The sequence below is a fragment of the Lentzea flaviverrucosa genome (assembly GCF_003350445.1).
Taxonomy (GTDB): Bacteria; Actinomycetota; Actinomycetes; order Mycobacteriales; family Pseudonocardiaceae; genus Lentzea; species Lentzea californiensis.
This window is the reverse complement of sequence record NZ_QQAU01000002.1, coordinates 624,097-638,510: the sequence shown is the minus strand read 5'-3', so window position 1 is coordinate 638,510 and position 14,414 is coordinate 624,097. Positions and strand designations below refer to the sequence as shown.

18 protein-coding genes are annotated in these 14,414 nt (G+C 68.0%); 10 read left to right on the top strand and 8 right to left on the bottom strand.

Features of this window, described 5'->3' with window-relative positions:
- Positions 1 to 251: 251 nt before the first annotated feature.
- On the top strand, positions 252 to 1,787 hold the full coding sequence (locus tag DFR72_RS09045) for an amino acid permease (protein WP_090067320.1): 1,536 nt from the start codon (positions 252 to 254) through the stop codon (positions 1,785 to 1,787).
- Between the two features lie 25 nt (positions 1,788 to 1,812).
- A complete protein-coding gene (locus DFR72_RS09040) occupies positions 1,813 to 2,268 on the top strand; it encodes a MarR family winged helix-turn-helix transcriptional regulator (protein WP_090067321.1) in 456 nt (151 codons plus the stop codon).
- Here the strand turns inward: DFR72_RS09040 and DFR72_RS09035 are convergent.
- On the bottom strand, positions 2,265 to 2,870 hold the full coding sequence (locus DFR72_RS09035; protein ID WP_090067322.1) for a hypothetical protein: 606 nt from the start codon (positions 2,868 to 2,870) through the stop codon (positions 2,265 to 2,267). The two genes, DFR72_RS09040 and DFR72_RS09035, sit on opposite strands and share 4 nt — an antisense overlap.
- 17 nt (positions 2,871 to 2,887) lie before the next feature.
- Here DFR72_RS09035 and DFR72_RS09030 point away from each other — a divergent pair, with 17 nt between their 5' ends.
- Positions 2,888 to 4,123 carry a glutamate mutase L gene (locus tag DFR72_RS09030; RefSeq protein ID WP_090067323.1) on the top strand — a complete coding sequence of 412 codons (1,236 nt, stop codon included), beginning with the start codon at positions 2,888 to 2,890 and terminating at the stop codon, positions 4,121 to 4,123.
- Here DFR72_RS09030 and DFR72_RS09025 read toward each other — a convergent pair.
- The gene (locus DFR72_RS09025; protein ID WP_030476549.1) at positions 4,120 to 4,338 is read right to left on the bottom strand and encodes a helix-turn-helix domain-containing protein; all 219 of its coding nucleotides are present in this window, start codon (positions 4,336 to 4,338) and stop codon (positions 4,120 to 4,122) included. The two genes, DFR72_RS09030 and DFR72_RS09025, sit on opposite strands and share 4 nt — an antisense overlap.
- Positions 4,338 to 4,817, bottom strand: a complete 480-nt coding sequence (locus DFR72_RS09020) for a DUF2975 domain-containing protein (RefSeq protein ID WP_090067324.1) — start codon at positions 4,815 to 4,817, stop codon at positions 4,338 to 4,340. The genes DFR72_RS09025 and DFR72_RS09020 overlap by 1 nt, the downstream gene beginning before the upstream one ends.
- Positions 4,818 to 4,894: 77 nt before the next feature.
- Here DFR72_RS09020 and DFR72_RS09015 point away from each other — a divergent pair, with 77 nt between their 5' ends.
- On the top strand, positions 4,895 to 5,473 hold the full coding sequence (locus tag DFR72_RS09015; RefSeq protein WP_245982685.1) for a TetR/AcrR family transcriptional regulator: 579 nt from the start codon (positions 4,895 to 4,897) through the stop codon (positions 5,471 to 5,473).
- On the opposite strand, the gene DFR72_RS09010 is transcribed toward DFR72_RS09015, so the two are convergent.
- From DFR72_RS09010 to DFR72_RS09000, 3 genes are read right to left on the bottom strand one after another with little or no spacing between them, the layout of a single operon-like run.
- The gene (locus DFR72_RS09010) at positions 5,466 to 5,990 is read right to left on the bottom strand and encodes a GNAT family N-acetyltransferase (RefSeq protein WP_090067486.1); all 525 of its coding nucleotides are present in this window, start codon (positions 5,988 to 5,990) and stop codon (positions 5,466 to 5,468) included. The genes DFR72_RS09015 and DFR72_RS09010 overlap by 8 nt on opposite strands.
- A 2-nt stretch (positions 5,991 to 5,992) precedes the next feature.
- On the bottom strand, positions 5,993 to 6,937 hold the full coding sequence (locus DFR72_RS09005) for a hypothetical protein (protein ID WP_090067325.1): 945 nt from the start codon (positions 6,935 to 6,937) through the stop codon (positions 5,993 to 5,995).
- Between the two features lie 10 nt (positions 6,938 to 6,947).
- Entirely contained in the window at positions 6,948 to 9,149 is a 2,202-nt protein-coding gene (locus DFR72_RS09000; protein ID WP_245982683.1) for a hypothetical protein, read from the bottom strand.
- Positions 9,150 to 9,451: 302 nt separating this feature from the next.
- On the opposite strand from DFR72_RS09000, the gene ahcY reads away from it, so the two are divergent.
- The 5 genes from ahcY (at position 9,452) to DFR72_RS08975 (ending at position 13,007) form a co-directional block, all read left to right on the top strand.
- On the top strand, positions 9,452 to 10,915 hold the full coding sequence (gene ahcY / locus DFR72_RS08995) for an adenosylhomocysteinase (protein WP_090067327.1): 1,464 nt from the start codon (positions 9,452 to 9,454) through the stop codon (positions 10,913 to 10,915).
- Positions 10,916 to 11,048: 133 nt separating this feature from the next.
- The gene (locus DFR72_RS08990) at positions 11,049 to 11,363 is read left to right on the top strand and encodes a hypothetical protein (RefSeq protein WP_090067328.1); all 315 of its coding nucleotides are present in this window, start codon (positions 11,049 to 11,051) and stop codon (positions 11,361 to 11,363) included.
- A 10-nt stretch (positions 11,364 to 11,373) separates the two neighbouring features.
- The gene (locus DFR72_RS08985) at positions 11,374 to 11,835 is read left to right on the top strand and encodes a hypothetical protein (RefSeq protein WP_090067329.1); all 462 of its coding nucleotides are present in this window, start codon (positions 11,374 to 11,376) and stop codon (positions 11,833 to 11,835) included.
- Between the two features lie 72 nt (positions 11,836 to 11,907).
- The gene (locus tag DFR72_RS08980) at positions 11,908 to 12,585 is read left to right on the top strand and encodes a DddA-like double-stranded DNA deaminase toxin (protein WP_170176183.1); all 678 of its coding nucleotides are present in this window, start codon (positions 11,908 to 11,910) and stop codon (positions 12,583 to 12,585) included.
- Positions 12,582 to 13,007: an Imm1 family immunity protein gene (locus DFR72_RS08975; RefSeq protein WP_090067331.1), complete on the top strand. Its 426-nt coding sequence runs from the start codon at positions 12,582 to 12,584 to the stop codon at positions 13,005 to 13,007. The genes DFR72_RS08980 and DFR72_RS08975 overlap by 4 nt, the downstream gene beginning before the upstream one ends.
- On the opposite strand, the gene DFR72_RS08970 is transcribed toward DFR72_RS08975, so the two are convergent.
- Both DFR72_RS08970 and DFR72_RS08965 read right to left on the bottom strand, forming a co-directional pair.
- On the bottom strand, positions 12,991 to 13,227 hold the full coding sequence (locus DFR72_RS08970; RefSeq protein WP_090067332.1) for a DUF397 domain-containing protein: 237 nt from the start codon (positions 13,225 to 13,227) through the stop codon (positions 12,991 to 12,993). The genes DFR72_RS08975 and DFR72_RS08970 overlap by 17 nt on opposite strands.
- Positions 13,142 to 13,996, bottom strand: coding sequence for a DUF5753 domain-containing protein (locus DFR72_RS08965; protein ID WP_143086792.1), 855 nt, complete (start codon positions 13,994 to 13,996; stop codon positions 13,142 to 13,144). Before DFR72_RS08965 ends, DFR72_RS08970 begins: the two co-directional genes overlap by 86 nt.
- 37 nt (positions 13,997 to 14,033) lie before the next feature.
- On the opposite strand from DFR72_RS08965, the gene DFR72_RS08960 reads away from it, so the two are divergent.
- On the top strand, positions 14,034 to 14,393 hold the full coding sequence (locus DFR72_RS08960) for a hypothetical protein (RefSeq protein ID WP_143086793.1): 360 nt from the start codon (positions 14,034 to 14,036) through the stop codon (positions 14,391 to 14,393).
- Positions 14,394 to 14,414 lie beyond the last annotated feature (21 nt).

The following is a 14,414-nucleotide window of genomic DNA, read 5'->3' as shown; positions in this document are numbered from 1 at the left end:
TGCCTGGGGCGGCTTCGTCGCGTTCGGGGGCGGGTTGGCAGCGGGCGGGTCGGCTTGCGTGGGCTTGTCGCGTTCCAGCGGGGTGGTCGCCTGGCGGGGGTGGCCGTGCGGGCAGTACCGGGCCGGTGCGGGTCATCGCCGATGCGTCGAGACAAATCGCCGGACAACCTGCGGACAAGAGCTATGGCCGTCTCACCTGGTGGTTACCTCTAGGGTGGGCCAATTCAGGTTCCATCGAGGAGGTATGCACCGTGCCGGGGAACGGGTTGTGGCGCACGAAGTCGATCGAGCAGTCGATCGCGGACACGGACGAGCCGGGCACCAAGCTCCGCAAGGATCTGACGGCGTGGGACCTCACGGTCTTCGGTGTCGCGGTGGTCATCGGGGCCGGCATCTTCACGCTCACCGCGAGTACCGCGGGCAACATCGCGGGGCCGTCGGTCTCGCTGTCGTTCGTGCTGGCGGCGATCGCCTGTGCGCTGGCCGCGTTGTGCTACGCCGAGTTCGCCTCGACGGTGCCGGTCGCGGGTAGCGCTTACACGTTCTCCTACGCCACGTTCGGCGAGTTCGCCGCGTGGATCATCGGGTGGGACCTGGTGCTGGAGTTCGCGGTCGGGTCGGCCGCCGTCGCCAAGGGGTGGTCCGCCTACCTGCAGACGACGTTGGGACTCATGGGTCTCGACGTGAAGACCGAGGTGGGGGACGGCATCAAGTTCGACTGGGGTGCTGTGCTCCTGGTCGCGGTGCTCACCACACTCCTCGTTGTCGGCACGAAGCTGAGCTCGCGGGTCAGTGCGGTCATCACGGCCATCAAGGTCGCGGTGGTGCTGCTCGTGATCGTGCTCGGCATCACCTACATCAAGGCCGAGAACTACTCGCCGTTCATCCCGCCGGCAGCCGAAGGCGGTCCCGCCGCGCACACCGGGATCGAGCAGTCGCTGTTCTCGCTGATCACCGGCTACTCGGGCAGCACGTACGGCGTGCTCGGCATGCTGGCGGCGGCGAGCATCGTGTTCTTCGCGTTCATCGGGTTCGACGTCGTGGCGACCACGGCGGAGGAGACGAAGAACCCGCAGAAGGCCGTGCCTCGCGGCATTCTCGGTTCTCTCGCCATCGTCACGGTGCTGTACGTCGCCGTCACGCTGGTGATCACCGGCATGGTGCCGTACACGAAGCTCGCGACGCAGCCGGACGGCACGCGCGCGACGCTCGCCAGTGCGTTCTCGGACAACGGGGTCGACTGGGCGGCAACGGTGATCTCGGTCGGTGCGCTCGCCGGTCTGACCACCGTCGTCATGGTGCTCATGCTCGGCCAGAGCCGTGTGCTGTTCGCGATGTCGCGGGACGGACTGCTGCCGCGCAAGCTCGCCAAGACCGGCAGCCACGGCACGCCGACCCGCATCACGATCATCATCGGTGTGCTCGTCTCGGTCGCCGCCGGCTTCTTCCCGGCGGGCAAGCTCGAGGAGATGGTGAACGTCGGCACGTTGTTCGCGTTCATCCTCGTCTCCGCGGGTGTGCTGGTGCTGCGCAAGACGAGGCCCGACCTGTCGCGCGGCTTCCGCGTGCCGCTCGTGCCGTTCGTGCCGATCCTCGCGATCCTCGCCTGTCTGTGGCTGATGCTGAACCTGACCGCGCTCACGTGGATCCGGTTCCTCATCTGGATGGCGCTCGGTGTGGTCGTCTACTTCGTCTACAGCCGGCGCAACTCCGTGCTCGGCAAGACGGGTCAGGCCAAGGTCAAGCCGGAACCGGTGGTCAAGCAAGGCGAAGAACCAGGCATCTAGCTCGTCACCAACTAATCTGCGCACCATGGGAAACGCGCGGTGGCTCTCCGAGGAGGAGGGAAGCGCCTGGCACCACTTCGTCCAGGCGTACCACCTCCTCGAGAGGCAGATCGAACAGCAGTTGCAGCGCGACGCGGGCCTTTCGCACGCGCAGTACAACGTGCTGGTCGTGCTGTCCGAACAGCCGGGCAACCGCATGCGCATGACCGAACTGGCGCGCAGGGTCGTGGTGTCGAAGAGTTCGCTGACCTACCAGATCGGCAAGCTGGAGAAGACGGGACTCGTGCGGCGCGAACCGCACGAGTCCGACGAGCGCGGCATCCTCGCCGTGCTCACCGACGAGGGCAAGGCCCTGCTGCGAGCCGCCGCGCCCGGCCACGTCACCACGGTCCGCGAGTACCTGATCGACCTCTTCACGCCGGAACAGCTCGCGCAGCTCGGGTCGTTCATGCAGACCGTGCACGAGAAGGCGGACGACTAGAGCGTCAGCAGGCCCTGTTCGTCCAGCCACTGCGCCACGTCGTCCGGGCCCTGCCGAGTCACGTCCAGTTCCAGCACCGGCAGGATCGACTTCGCCGCGAGCTCGCGGAGTTGGCGCTGCTCCTCGACGAACGGCTCCAGCGAGACGTACTGCTTCGGGTTCGCGCTGATCTTCAGCCGTTCCTCCCGTGCTGCCTCGAACGTGTCCTCGGGCCGCGTGCACAGCACGATCGCGAAGTTGAGCGGCTTCAGCCTTTCCTCGAGCCAGCCGAAGTCGAACTCCCGTCCCTGCCGCGCCTGGTAAGCCAGCGTGGACAGGTGGAACCGGTCGACGATCCACGAGTAGTAGCGCTGCAGTTCGAACATCCGCGCCCACGTCTCGTAGGTCTCCATCGCGTGCGCGGTCTCCTCCGGCGCGAAGTCGATCAGCCCACGGCCCCACGGCTCGTTGCTGAAACCGCTCCACTCACCCGAGATCAACGGCGAGTGGTACCGGTACCTGCGGTGACCGACCAGACGAGGGTGCTCGTTCAACGCGAACGCCAGGTCCGTCTTGCCGGTCAGTCGCGTGCCTTCGAGGATCACCTTGGGCGTGAGCTTCATGGTGGCAAGCTAACCCCGTGATCCTCTGTCTCGACGTCGGTTCCACCTGGACGAAGGCCGCTCTCATCACCCCCGAGGGCGAACTGGTCAGGACGGGGCAGCACCCGACCACACCGCCGGAAGTGCTGCGGGGCATCGACGCGCTGCGCGAGGAGGTCGGCGACGGCGAGATCCTCGCGTGCTCGTCGGCAGGCGGCGGCCTCAGGCTTGCCGTCGTCGGCCAGGAACGGGTGGTGAGCGCCGAGGCCGGTTACCGGGTCGCGCTCAGCGCGGGCGCCAAGATCGTGCACGTCAGCGCGGGCCCGGTCGACGTGAGGGCGTTGCGTGCGTCGGCTCCTGACCTGATCCTGCTGGTCGGCGGCACGGACGGTGGTGACCAGTCGGTCCTGCTGCACAACGCCGCGAAGCTCGCCCGCGTGGCCGTGCCGATCGTGCTGGCGGGCAACGTCGAGGCGCAGCCGGAAGCGTTGGAACTGCTGGCGAAGCGCACGGTGGTGGCCTGTCCGAACGTGCTGCCGGACGTCGGTCAGCTCGCCCCGGAACCCGCGCGCAGGGCGATTCGCGAGGCGTTCCTGCAGCACGTGATCGGCGGCAAAGGGCTTTCCAGGGGGCCGAGGTTCCGCCAGCTCGTGCGGGCCGTGACACCGGATGCCGTGCTGGCGGGCGTTTCCCGGCTCGCGGCGCAGGACCGCGAAGGTGCCGTGCTGGTGGTGGACGTCGGTGGCGCGACCACGGACGTGTACTCGGCGGTGTCCACAGCGGACAGTGAAGGTCTGGAGAGGACGGTCGCGCTGCCGCCGGACCGCCGCACCGTCGAGGGTGATCTGGGCATGCGCTGGTCCGCGCCGGGCGTGGTCAAAGAAGCTCTGACCGAACGCCTGACGACCGAGGACCTGGCCGCGGAAGCCCAGAAACGGGCCGAGAACGTCGGCTGGCTGCCGGACGACCCGGCCGTCGACGTGAAGCTGGCGTCGTTCGCGGCGATCCTGGCCGTGCGCAGGCATCTCAGGCAGGTCGACGGACAGCTCGGACCGCACGGCGCGGGGTTGTTGGTGTTGTCGGGCGGAGTCTTCCGGCACACGCCCGACATCGGGCCGATCGTCGAGGCGTTGCGATCGGACCCGGTGCTGCGGCCGGTGCTCAAGACCGCCGAGATCACCGTCGACCGCGACTACGTGCTGGCGCCGGTGGGCCTGCTCGCCGGGTCGGGGCGGCTCGAGGCCGCCGACCGACTGGCGAAACGGCTGGGCTAGGCGGACTCTTCGTCGTCCACGAACTCGAGGAGGTCGCCGGGCTGGCACTCCAGGACCCGGCACATGGCTTCCAGGGTGCTGAACCGCACGGCTTTCGCGCGCCCGTTCTTCAGCACGGCGACGTTGGCGGGCGTCAGCCCGACCTTCTCCGCGAACTCGCCGACGCTCATCTTGCGCTTGGCCAGCTCGACGTCGATGCGCACGACGATGGCCATCAGATCACCGATTCCATGTCAGCCCGCAGCTCCGTGGCGCGCTTGAGCAGCGCCCGCATCACCACGAGCACGAGGCCGACCACCGAGACCGCCGACGTGAACAGGAAGAACAGCACGATCACTCCTGGATCGTCGGCGTTGACGCCGATCCAGATGAACACGCCCACGAGCACGGCCCACGCCGCGGCGATCGCCCACACCATCACGTTGACCCACTTGATCGCGCCTTCGGTGAAGATCAGATCCTTGCGCACCAGCGTGAGCAGTTTCCAGGTGGCCACGATCACCACCTGCACGCACACGATCCAGAAGATCGACACGATCGTCGAGGGCCACCTCAGATGGGCCTCGTCCGGGTTCTGCTGGGCCATGTGCGCGTACTGGCCGGGGATCGAGAACGTCTCCAGCATCACGAGGATCCCGAACAGCGCCACCAGGAACACCCGGAGGGCCGTCACCGCCCAACGTTCAGAAATCATGCATCGAGTATCGGTAGTGATCTATCGAAAGTCAATCGGTAGTGATCGTGTCGCGGCAGGTCTCTACAGTGATCGCCGTGGGACTGCGCGAGCGCAAGAAGACCGAGACCCGAACGGCGCTGTCGGCCGCCGCACTGCGGCTCGCCCTGGAGAAGGGCGTGGACGACGTGCGCGTCGACGAGATCGCCGAGGCGGCGAACGTCTCGCCCCGCACCTACAACAACTACTTCGCGAGCCGCGAGCACGCCATCGTCGCCGGCATCACGGCCGCCCGCGCGCTCCAGGTGGCGGAAGCGTTGCGGGCCAGGCCCTCCGACGAGCCCCTGGCCGACTCGATCATCGCCGCGTTCGCCGCGCAGTACCGCGAACCACCGACCGAGGCCCTCGCGCTGATCACCTCGACCCCGGCGTTGCGCGAGGCCTACCTCGACTCGGTGGCGGAGCTGGAACCGCCGATCGCCGACGTGATCGCCGCGAGGCTCGGCAAGTCCGGCGAGGGTGCCGAGGTGCTGGCGGCCGCGGTGTCCGCGGCCGCCCGCCTCGCCGTGCGGCGGTGGGTCGACCTGCGCCCGTCCGGACTGGTCGTGGTCTCGGCGTCCTCGATCGAGGACCACCTGCGCGAGGCGATCGGCCACCTCGCGCCGGCCCTCAGGTGAGCTCGTCCTTCAGCACGCACATGAGCAGCGCGTCGTGCCACTCGCCGTCGCGGAAGAACGACTGCCGGAACCGCCCGTCGACCTGGAAACCGACCTTCTCGTAGGACCGGATGGCGCGGGTGTTCGCCTCCACGACGCCGAGTTCGATCGAGTGCAGCCGCATGGTGTCGAACCCGTACCGGCACGCCGTGCGCAGCGCATCGGTGCCGTAGCCACCGCCCCAGTGGTCCTTCTCGCCGATGTAGATGTCGACCTCGGCGCGCGCGTTGATCGGATCCGCGTCCCGCAGCGCGACGATGCCGATGAGCTTGCCGTCCTTCAGCGTCTCGATGCAGAGGGTGACCTTCTCGTACGAGTTCTCCTGGCGGTCGGCGATTCGCTTCCGCGTGGACGCCTGCGACGTGTGGTAGTAGCTCTGCAGCCAGCGCATGACCTCCTCGTCGTTGTGCCAGCGGTGCAGCGCGTCGGCGTCCTCCGGCTCGACGGGCCGCAGCCGGACGAGATCCCCAGTCAGCATGATCATTTGCTCCTACGAACTCGGACTACACCATCGTCATCGGGCAGCACTGCCATGAGCAGCGGGTCGTAGTCGTCCGCGTAGCCGGAAAGCACCATCGCAGACTTGGCTTTGGCCAGGTGCACCGTGATGGCAGGGCGATCCTCGCCGTCTGCCCAGAAGTGGGTGATCCGGCCGTCCCGGTCCTCCCAGACGATCGTCACCAGGTCGCTGTCGTCCAGGGTGCGCAACTCGGCGACGACGTCCTCGTTCAGCTCCGGCCAGACCACCAGCCGGGCGCGCGGCGTGAGCTCGTCGCGGATCGCGGGGACGTCGGCAGCCCGCAGGCGATGCCACCGGGAGGCGTTGCCGACGTACACCTCCTCCAGGACCACCGTCTCCCGGTCGAGCGCGAGTTGCGTCAGCTCGGCCCAGAACGCGTCGTCGGCCGGGCGAGGGACTTCCAGCTCGTTGAAGTACGGGTCGTACGGCGATTCGCCGAACGGTACGGGGAACAGGCCGAGCGCGCTGACGCGGCCGACAGCGTCATCGCACGGCTCGGAGCTGCCGATGTACATGTACTGGTCGTAGCCGACGTGGACGAAGAACCTCCCGTCCACCTCCAGCCGGCACCAGGCGCCGTTGTCCCGCAGCATCGCCCGGACCAGCGCGACTCCGGTGGCGAGCGGAACACGCGCTCCGTCGTGGTAACCGGTCAGGTCGGCCGGGAACAGTCCGATCAGCCCGTGCCCGTCGACGTTCGGTTCCAGTCCGAAGTTGACGAACCCGGCGACCTCGGGCTCGCGGATCGTCAGCTCGGTCACGCCGGTGTCCTCGGCGAACGCCTCGACGGCGGCGAGATAGGCCGCTTCCAGCGGTCCGTGGTCGCTCCTGCAGTCCTCAGGCCCGAAGTACCCGCGGTCGCCGAAGTGCGCCGGGTCGTACTTGGTCACCTTGAAGACGTGCATGATCGGTAGACTAGGAGCCGCCCAGCACGTCCCGCGACCGCATTTCCGGCTTGCGCGCGAACGGCAGCGCAGGCGACTCCGGCGCGTCCACCTGCAACAGCCCCGCCGCGATCGCCACCGCCCGATCCCATTCCGGGTCCGACGTGTAGTCCGAGTGCGCCGACACCCCGGACCGCCACCGCCGGCCGGGGAAAGGCCCGCGCTGCGGATCCGGCAGCCAGTGGTCGCCACCCAGCACCAACGCCCCGGTGGGCCCGCGCAGGGCAGGCGCCAGCGCGCCCTCCGAACCGTCCTCGCGGTAGCCGACGCCGAGCAACATGCCGTCGAACACCTGCCGCCGCCACGTCGTCACGGCGCCGCCCAGGGGATCGGTGCCCCGGCACAGCGCGCGCCAGCGTCCGTCCAGCCCGCCGGCCAGCCGGGCCAGCGACGCGTGCGGCACCACGGCCGGGAACGCCCGCGGGTACGCCCACTGCAGCTGCGAACCGGCCGTCAGCAGCCCGATCCGTTCGCGGTCGTGCGGGGGCAGCTCCTCCAGCAGGCGGGCCGCGGCGACGGCGACCAGCAGGGAGCCCTGCGAGTGTCCGCAGAGGACGACACGGGTACCGGGGTCGCGCAGGTGGTCCTGCACGCGGGCCACGAGTTCCGGCACGACCTTCAGCGCGTAGCAGGGCGGCACGATCGGGTGCGCCTCACGCGGCCAGAACTGCGCGATGTCCGCGATGATGCCGAGCCGCCGCCCGGACTCCGGCTGCCGCGCCGCCAGGTACACCGCACGCAGCAACGACACGGCCAGCAGGCCGAGCACGAACACGCCGAACGCGGAGAACGGATACGTCCACGACGCCAGCTCCACGTCGCGCAACCGCTGCAGGGAGGCCAGGACGGCACCGACCACCAGCACGGACGCGATGATCAGGATCATGTGGTGGCCGTGGTTGCGTTCCCAGCGCGCCCACCACCACGCCCGCGTCGCCATGCGGAGGTCGCGCATCCGGCCGGAGTGCAGCAGCGACGCCTCACGCGCCCACACCTTGCCCTTGCGGAACGCCCGCCACCGCACGGCGCCGGTGAACGACGCCACGGCGAGCGTGCTGAGCAGCGCCAGCGCGCCCGCCACGCCCCACAGCAGGGTGATGTAGCTGTACCCGAGCGGCAGGTCCAGGTCGTCGCCCAGCGCCTTGCGCACCGGCAACGCCACTCCGGCGCCGAAGCCGCCGCCGAGCAGGCCCGCGATCGCCAGCACCGGCGCCGCGAACCAGCCACCGGCCCACGGCCGCAGTTCGCGCGGCAACGAGCGCCACGTCTTGCGGGCCAGCAGTGCCGCGGGCACCAGCATCAGGCCGAACAGCACCAGCACGAACGCCATCAGCAACGCCACGACCTGCACGGTCACGTCCGCGCCGGGCACCCGCAACGGCAGCTGCTCCTGCAGCCCCAGCGTCGTCAGCACCAGCAGCACGGAGAACCCGAGCAACAGCCGCCGCGGCTTGCGGCTCAACGCCGCGCGCAGCCACCGTCCGCCGCGATGAGGCGCACCGCCCGTCGGGTCGTCCAGCAACAACACGCCGAGCACGGACACGCCGATGAGCACCAGCGAGACGGTCCAGGCCACCGTGATCGCGACGCCCATGCCGCCGGCGGCCGTGAGCTGCTGCAACGGCCCGCCCAGCGCGATCAGCGACGTCACCGCGAGCGCGGTCACGATGTGCAGCGAGCGCAACGCCGGCGTGTCCGGGTCGGTCGCCACGTGTGCACCGGGCAGTCCGGACGGGGGCTGCTTGTCCTGCTCCTCGGCGTCGGCGATCTCCTTGCGCTCGATCCGCCATTCGACGTGCGACACGCGCCGCATCACCGCGATCACCACCAGGATCGGCAGCAACCCCAGGAAGGTCCGGAACCAGGGAAAGGCGCGCACGTCACCCGGAATGCTGGTCAGACACGCAGTAGCGGGCCGCAGGCACTGGGCGGCGAGCAGGTCGAGGCTGACCACGGAGATCTGCGCCACCAGCAACGCCGTGAGCAGCAGCGCGAACACCCGCAACAACGACCGCAGGCCGATGCCGAGCAGGTGGGCGGGCAGGTTCTGCTCGGGGACGGGAGGCAGCATCCAGTGCGCGACGTTCGCGATGCTGAACGGGAAGAGCAGCGCCCAGGTGGCCTTGGCCACACCGCCGGACGTCATCCCGCCCCACAGATACCCCTCGATCACGCGGGGGATGGGACGGCCCTCCGTCTGCAAGACTGGTCCAGGCGCGGGCCTGCGGAGTCTGTCGGCCGGACGCACGATGCGCCCGAGCCCGTCTCCCGCAACGTCCACGGCCGCAACGGCGTCGACGAGCGTTTGCGGCGTCGTTCCTTGGACGCCGTGTACACGCAACTCGACGACACGTGTGTCCGGGCCAGTCAGCAACACCCGAGACCTCCCTCACCCAACGTGGGGGACATAGTGGTGCATCAACGGGCGGTATGGTCGGACGACACCCTCGCTGAAGTGCCCTGGAGGACTTCGTAATGACCGCGGAACGGTTGCAGACCCGCAACGGCATCGACTTCGCAGTGGCCGACCTGTCACTCCACGAGTTCGGTCGCAAGGAGATCCGGCTGGCTGAGCACGAGATGCCCGGCCTCATGGCGTTCCGCCGCGAGTACTCCGGGGTGTACCCGCTCAAGGGCGCCCGCATCTCCGGCTCGCTGCACATGACGATCCAGACGGCCGTCCTCATCGAGACCCTGGTTGACCTGGGCGCCGAGGTGCGCTGGGCCTCCTGCAACATCTTCTCGACGCAGGACCACGCGGCGGCTGCCGTCGTCGTGGGCCCCCACGGCACGGAGGAGGAGCCCAAGGGCGTCGCCTGCTTCGCCTGGAAGGGCGAGACCCTGCCGGAGTACTGGTGGACGGCCGAGCAGATGCTCACCTGGCCGGACGGCAAGGGCCCGAACATGATCCTGGACGACGGTGGCGACGCCACCCTGCTCGTCCACAAGGGCGTCCAGTACGAGGCGGCCGGTGTCGTGCCGGCGGCCTCCGACGACGACTCGGAGGAGTACACGATCGTTCTCGACACGCTGCGCGCGTCGCTCGAGAAGGACGGCAAGAAGTGGACGAACATCGCCGAGGGCATCCGCGGCGTCACCGAGGAGACCACGACGGGCGTCATGCGCCTGTACCAGCTGGCCGCTGCCGGTGAGCTGCTCTTCCCGGCGATCAACGTCAACGACGCGGTCACCAAGTCGAAGTTCGACAACCGCTACGGCATCCGCCACTCGCTGATCGACGGCATCAACCGCGGCACCGACGTCCTCATGGGCGGCAAGGTCGCGGTCGTCTGCGGTTACGGCGACGTCGGCAAGGGCTCGGCCGAGTCCCTGCGTGGCCAGGGTGCCCGCGTCATCGTCACCGAGATCGACCCGATCTGCGCCCTGCAGGCCGCGATGGACGGCTACCAGGTCGCGAAGCTCGAGTCGGTCCTGCCGATCGCGGACATCATCATCACGACGACGGGCAACAAGGACGTCGTCACCGTCGAGCACATGTCGCAGATGAAGCACCAGGCGATCCTGGGCAACGTCGGCCACTTCGACAACGAGCTCGACATGGCCGGTCTGCAGCGCTACCCCGGCATCCGCAAGAACAACATCAAGCCGCAGGTCGACGAGTGGATCTTCCCGTCGGGCCGCACGATCATCGTGCTGTCCGAGGGCCGCCTGATGAACCTGGGCAACGCGACGGGCCACCCGTCGTTCGTCATGTCGAACTCCTTCTCGAACCAGGTGATCGCTCAGGTCGAGCTGTTCACCAAGTACAAGGAGTACGACAACGAGGTCTACCGCCTGCCCAAGGTGCTGGACGAGAAGGTCGCGCGCATCCACCTGGAGGCGCTCGGCGGCGAGCTGACCAAGCTCACCAAGGACCAGGCCGAGTACATCGACGTCGACGTCGAGGGCCCGTTCAAGTCCGAGCACTACCGCTACTGATCTCCCTCGACGAGCCCTCGCCTGCACCAGGCGGGGGCTCGTCGCTGTTGCTGGGGACCCTGAAGTGTTCGAACGTTTCGCCGCTGGACGCCGGTGAGCTGTCGCCGCCCGTGAACATCGCACCGCTCCGCCGGTGCAATGCCTGGCCGAGCTGGTCACGACGGCCGCAGGACTGTCGTTCGGCGATGACGTCCTCCGCGTTCACACCGACGACGAGGCCGCCGGGCCCAGAGCTGGTGACCGAGTGTGGCCGGAGTGGGCACCGCGCATCCGCCCGGCCGGAGCGTGCGTCGGGTTCAGGACACCGCTGTTCCTGGGCGCCGCGGAGACGGTGGAGAATCTCGAGGTCGTCGACGAGGCGGTCTACTGGACGGTCCACGGGCAGCTGTGGGCCGGGGTCAAGGACCTCCCGGAGGGCACGCCGGTCAGCGGCGTCGAGATCAGGTGAGGATTGGTCAGTGGGATTCTTCGGCACTTACGCCTACGAGCACGGCTCCTGGAAGACGCTGTCCGAGGGCGAACTGCCGCCCCTCGCGGAGCCGTGCCTCTGGCTCGACATCCACGACAGCGACATCACCTCGGTCGTCTACGCCCCGGCCGGCACCGGATCGGGTGTCGCCTACCTGGGCCTGACGCCGCGCACCTACTTCGAGAACCCCAACGCGTCCGACCCGACGGACGTCCTGCGGGAGGCCGCGGGCCTGGCCGAGTGGTGGGGGCTGCTCAACTCCGGCGGTGACGTTCCGGCCAAGCAGGCCGAGCTGCTCGCGTTCCTCGCCGAGGACGAGGACCCGAACGCGTTCGAGTGGGCCGAGTCCGAGGACATCGACGAGATCGACGACGGTGAGGTGTTCGTCGAGGTCAAGACTCGGCGGTTCCTCGCTGCGCTGGACCTGCCGGTGCCGGACGGGCTCAGCTGACGTCTTGCCCGCTCAATGCCGGCCAGGTGTACTTGCCCTGGCTGGGGAGGGCGTTTGGCGACACTCGGAGACGTGATCGCAGCGCTACGCGCAAGCTTGGAGCGCCTGCCTTTCACGGAACTGGCAGATGCTCTCGACGCCGCTGAGGAGGCCCGCAGCCTCATTGAGCAGGTCTCGGCGGGAAGTGGCCAGGCCGAATTTCACCGCGTGCTCGACTGCTTCAGCCAGGTCATCAGTGGAATTGATCAGCTGCAACGTCAGCTGACCGCGATTCACGCCGGCGTGACCGGTGCGGCCAACCGCTTGGAGGGAAGCGGCAGGACGAGTGAGGTGCTCAAGCCCGCGTCACCGGTCCCCAGCCGACCTCAGGGGGCAAGCCTGCTGGGCAAACTGCCCGAGCGGGAAGGCGGCAAGACGTCAGGGATCTGGGTCGACGAGAGCGGCGTCGAACATGACCTCGTCAGCGGCGAGCACGACTGGCAGCAGGCCCGCGATGTGCTGGCAGAACTTCGAATCGGTCCTGCTCGGGGCACCTTGTGGGTGGCGGCCCAGGTCGAGGTCAAGCTCGCCGCGGCGCTCCGTGGACTGGCCGCGAAGCACGTTACGCTCGCCGTCAACAACGAGCCTTGCAACGAAGGCCGGTGGTCGTGTGACCGCCTTCTGTCGAGAATCCTCAAACCAGGTCAAACCGTGACGATTCACTGGCCGGGCGGCGAGCAGACCTACCGGGGAAAGGAAGCCCAGACATGAGCTATGTCTTGGAGGCTTCGTACAAGCATGGCGCGGGTGTGATTCTGTTGCGCACTGACGACGACATCGAGGGCTTTCTCACTGAGCTGCTGAACGCAGGGCCGGACTACCAGTCGGCGACGGTCTACGCCGTGGACGAGTCCGCCGACGAGGACCCGACGCACGAGTTGGTGGTTGGCGTCGACCAGGCCAGCGCGCTCGGTGCTGTTCGCTTCGCCGGTGATGACGGCGAGTGGTTCAGCAAGGGGGAACAGATCAACCCGGACGGCGTCCGCTACCTGTACTACGGGACGGCGCACGAGTTCCCTGCTGACTCCGAGGTGCCACTCGACGTGGTGCGGCAAGCCCTGCGGGAGCTCTTGGCGAACGAGGGAACGCGGCCTGAGGGCTTGTCGTGGCAGGCGGCTACCGAGCTTCGATGAATCCCTGCCAGGCCTCGACGCTGAACTCCAGCTCGGGGCCTGCGGTGTTCTTCGAGTCACGCACGCGCACGGCCTGAGCGAACGCCACCTCAACGCAGTCGCTGTCGACAGAGTCACCGCCGCTGTACGTGCTCTTACGCCAGGTGCAGTTTCCGGTCACTGAGGTCCTCCCGCGATCGGCTGGCGAGATCCGCCACCATCGATCGCGATTGTTCCTCATCGAGAGCGAGGGCATCTAGCCTCGCGAAGATCGACTTGCAGCGCCTCACCCCGATGTCGTCCTGCACGAACACCATGGCGAGGTCGGACTCCGTGAATGCCACGTCGCTGCGTTTCTCGTACTCCCAAAGCACGTAGTGGGCCAGAAGTACACCTGCCGGACCGCTTGCTGCTGGCACGATCCGGATGGCGTGAGTGTGGAAGAGGAGCCTCATCAGCTGGTCTTCCATGACTTCATCACTGCCGACCTTCAGACGCAGGGCATGCTCGTGAACGTAGAAGGTGCAAGCTGGGCGGTTGTGCCGCCGCATGATCGACTGCCGTTCCATCCGAAAGCGAATCGCGGCCTCGATCAGATCGGGGGTGAGAACGCCACGAGCTTCGTAAAGCGCGCGTGCGTACTCCTCGGACTGCAACAGGCCAGGGATGTTCGTCAGGTCGTAGGTGGTGATCTTGTCCGCTGCCGACTCGGCCATCGACATCGTGCGCAGATTGGTCGGCACCTGCACGAAGTAGTGGTCGAACGCTGAGCGGTACCGCTTCAGGAAGTCCTCGATGAACGTCTGGGGACGCCCGCACCGGCCCAGGTACTGGATGATGTCGATCTCGGTGGCGCGTACCTTGCCGTGCTCGATGTTGGAGACCTTGCCGGGGTCCCACCCGAGCATCCGGGCGATCTTCCTTCCGCGGAAGGTGGTGAAGCGCTCGCGCACCTGGCGCAACTCATCGCCCAGGTCACGGCTGTACGGGGTGGACGGATCGCCGTTCATGAAATTCGACGTTAGGCGATGGAGGAGAAACAACATCGTGCCCAAACGGGTGGAATTCGGAATGGCCGGCGTGCCCCACGACGTCGTGCACGAGGACGTGTTCGTGCCGCTGATCGACGGCACCCCGCTCACCGACTGGTTCGAGGCCTTCAGCGGTGTGCGCCGGGAGGACCTGCAACCCAAGCCTTTCCAGCCCGGCAAGGCGCGGCTCGTGCTCGGCTGCGATTGCGGTATCGCGGCGTGTGGGCCGTTGGTCGCGGACATCACTGTCGAAGGCGACACGATCGTCTGGAGCAGGTTCCGGCGGCCACAGCGCGACGGGCACGAGTACGAGAACGTCGGGCCGTTCGTGTTCGGCCGTGTGCAGTACGACGAAGTGCTGCTGGAACTCGGTTGACGTGCGGGTTTTACTGACCGG

Excerpts from the sequence above, each read along its gene's own strand:
- DFR72_RS08965 (WP_143086792.1), bottom strand. The coding sequence starts at position 13,996 with ATGAACGGCGATCCGTCCACCCCGTACAGCCGTGACCTGGGCGATGAG.
- DFR72_RS08975 (WP_090067331.1), top strand. The coding sequence starts at position 12,582 with ATGAGCTATGTCTTGGAGGCTTCGTACAAGCATGGCGCGGGTGTGATT.
- DFR72_RS09020 (WP_090067324.1), bottom strand. The coding sequence starts at position 4,817 with ATGATTTCTGAACGTTGGGCGGTGACGGCCCTCCGGGTGTTCCTGGTG.
- DFR72_RS09025 (WP_030476549.1), bottom strand. The coding sequence starts at position 4,338 with ATGGCCATCGTCGTGCGCATCGACGTCGAGCTGGCCAAGCGCAAGATG.
- DFR72_RS09005 (WP_090067325.1), bottom strand. The coding sequence starts at position 6,937 with ATGCACGTCTTCAAGGTGACCAAGTACGACCCGGCGCACTTCGGCGAC.
- ahcY (WP_090067327.1), top strand. The coding sequence starts at position 9,452 with ATGACCGCGGAACGGTTGCAGACCCGCAACGGCATCGACTTCGCAGTG.
- DFR72_RS08970 (WP_090067332.1), bottom strand. The coding sequence starts at position 13,227 with ATGAGGAACAATCGCGATCGATGGTGGCGGATCTCGCCAGCCGATCGC.
- DFR72_RS09010 (WP_090067486.1), bottom strand. The coding sequence starts at position 5,990 with ATGCTGACTGGGGATCTCGTCCGGCTGCGGCCCGTCGAGCCGGAGGAC.
- DFR72_RS09040 (WP_090067321.1), top strand. The coding sequence starts at position 1,813 with ATGGGAAACGCGCGGTGGCTCTCCGAGGAGGAGGGAAGCGCCTGGCAC.
- DFR72_RS09035 (WP_090067322.1), bottom strand. The coding sequence starts at position 2,870 with ATGAAGCTCACGCCCAAGGTGATCCTCGAAGGCACGCGACTGACCGGC.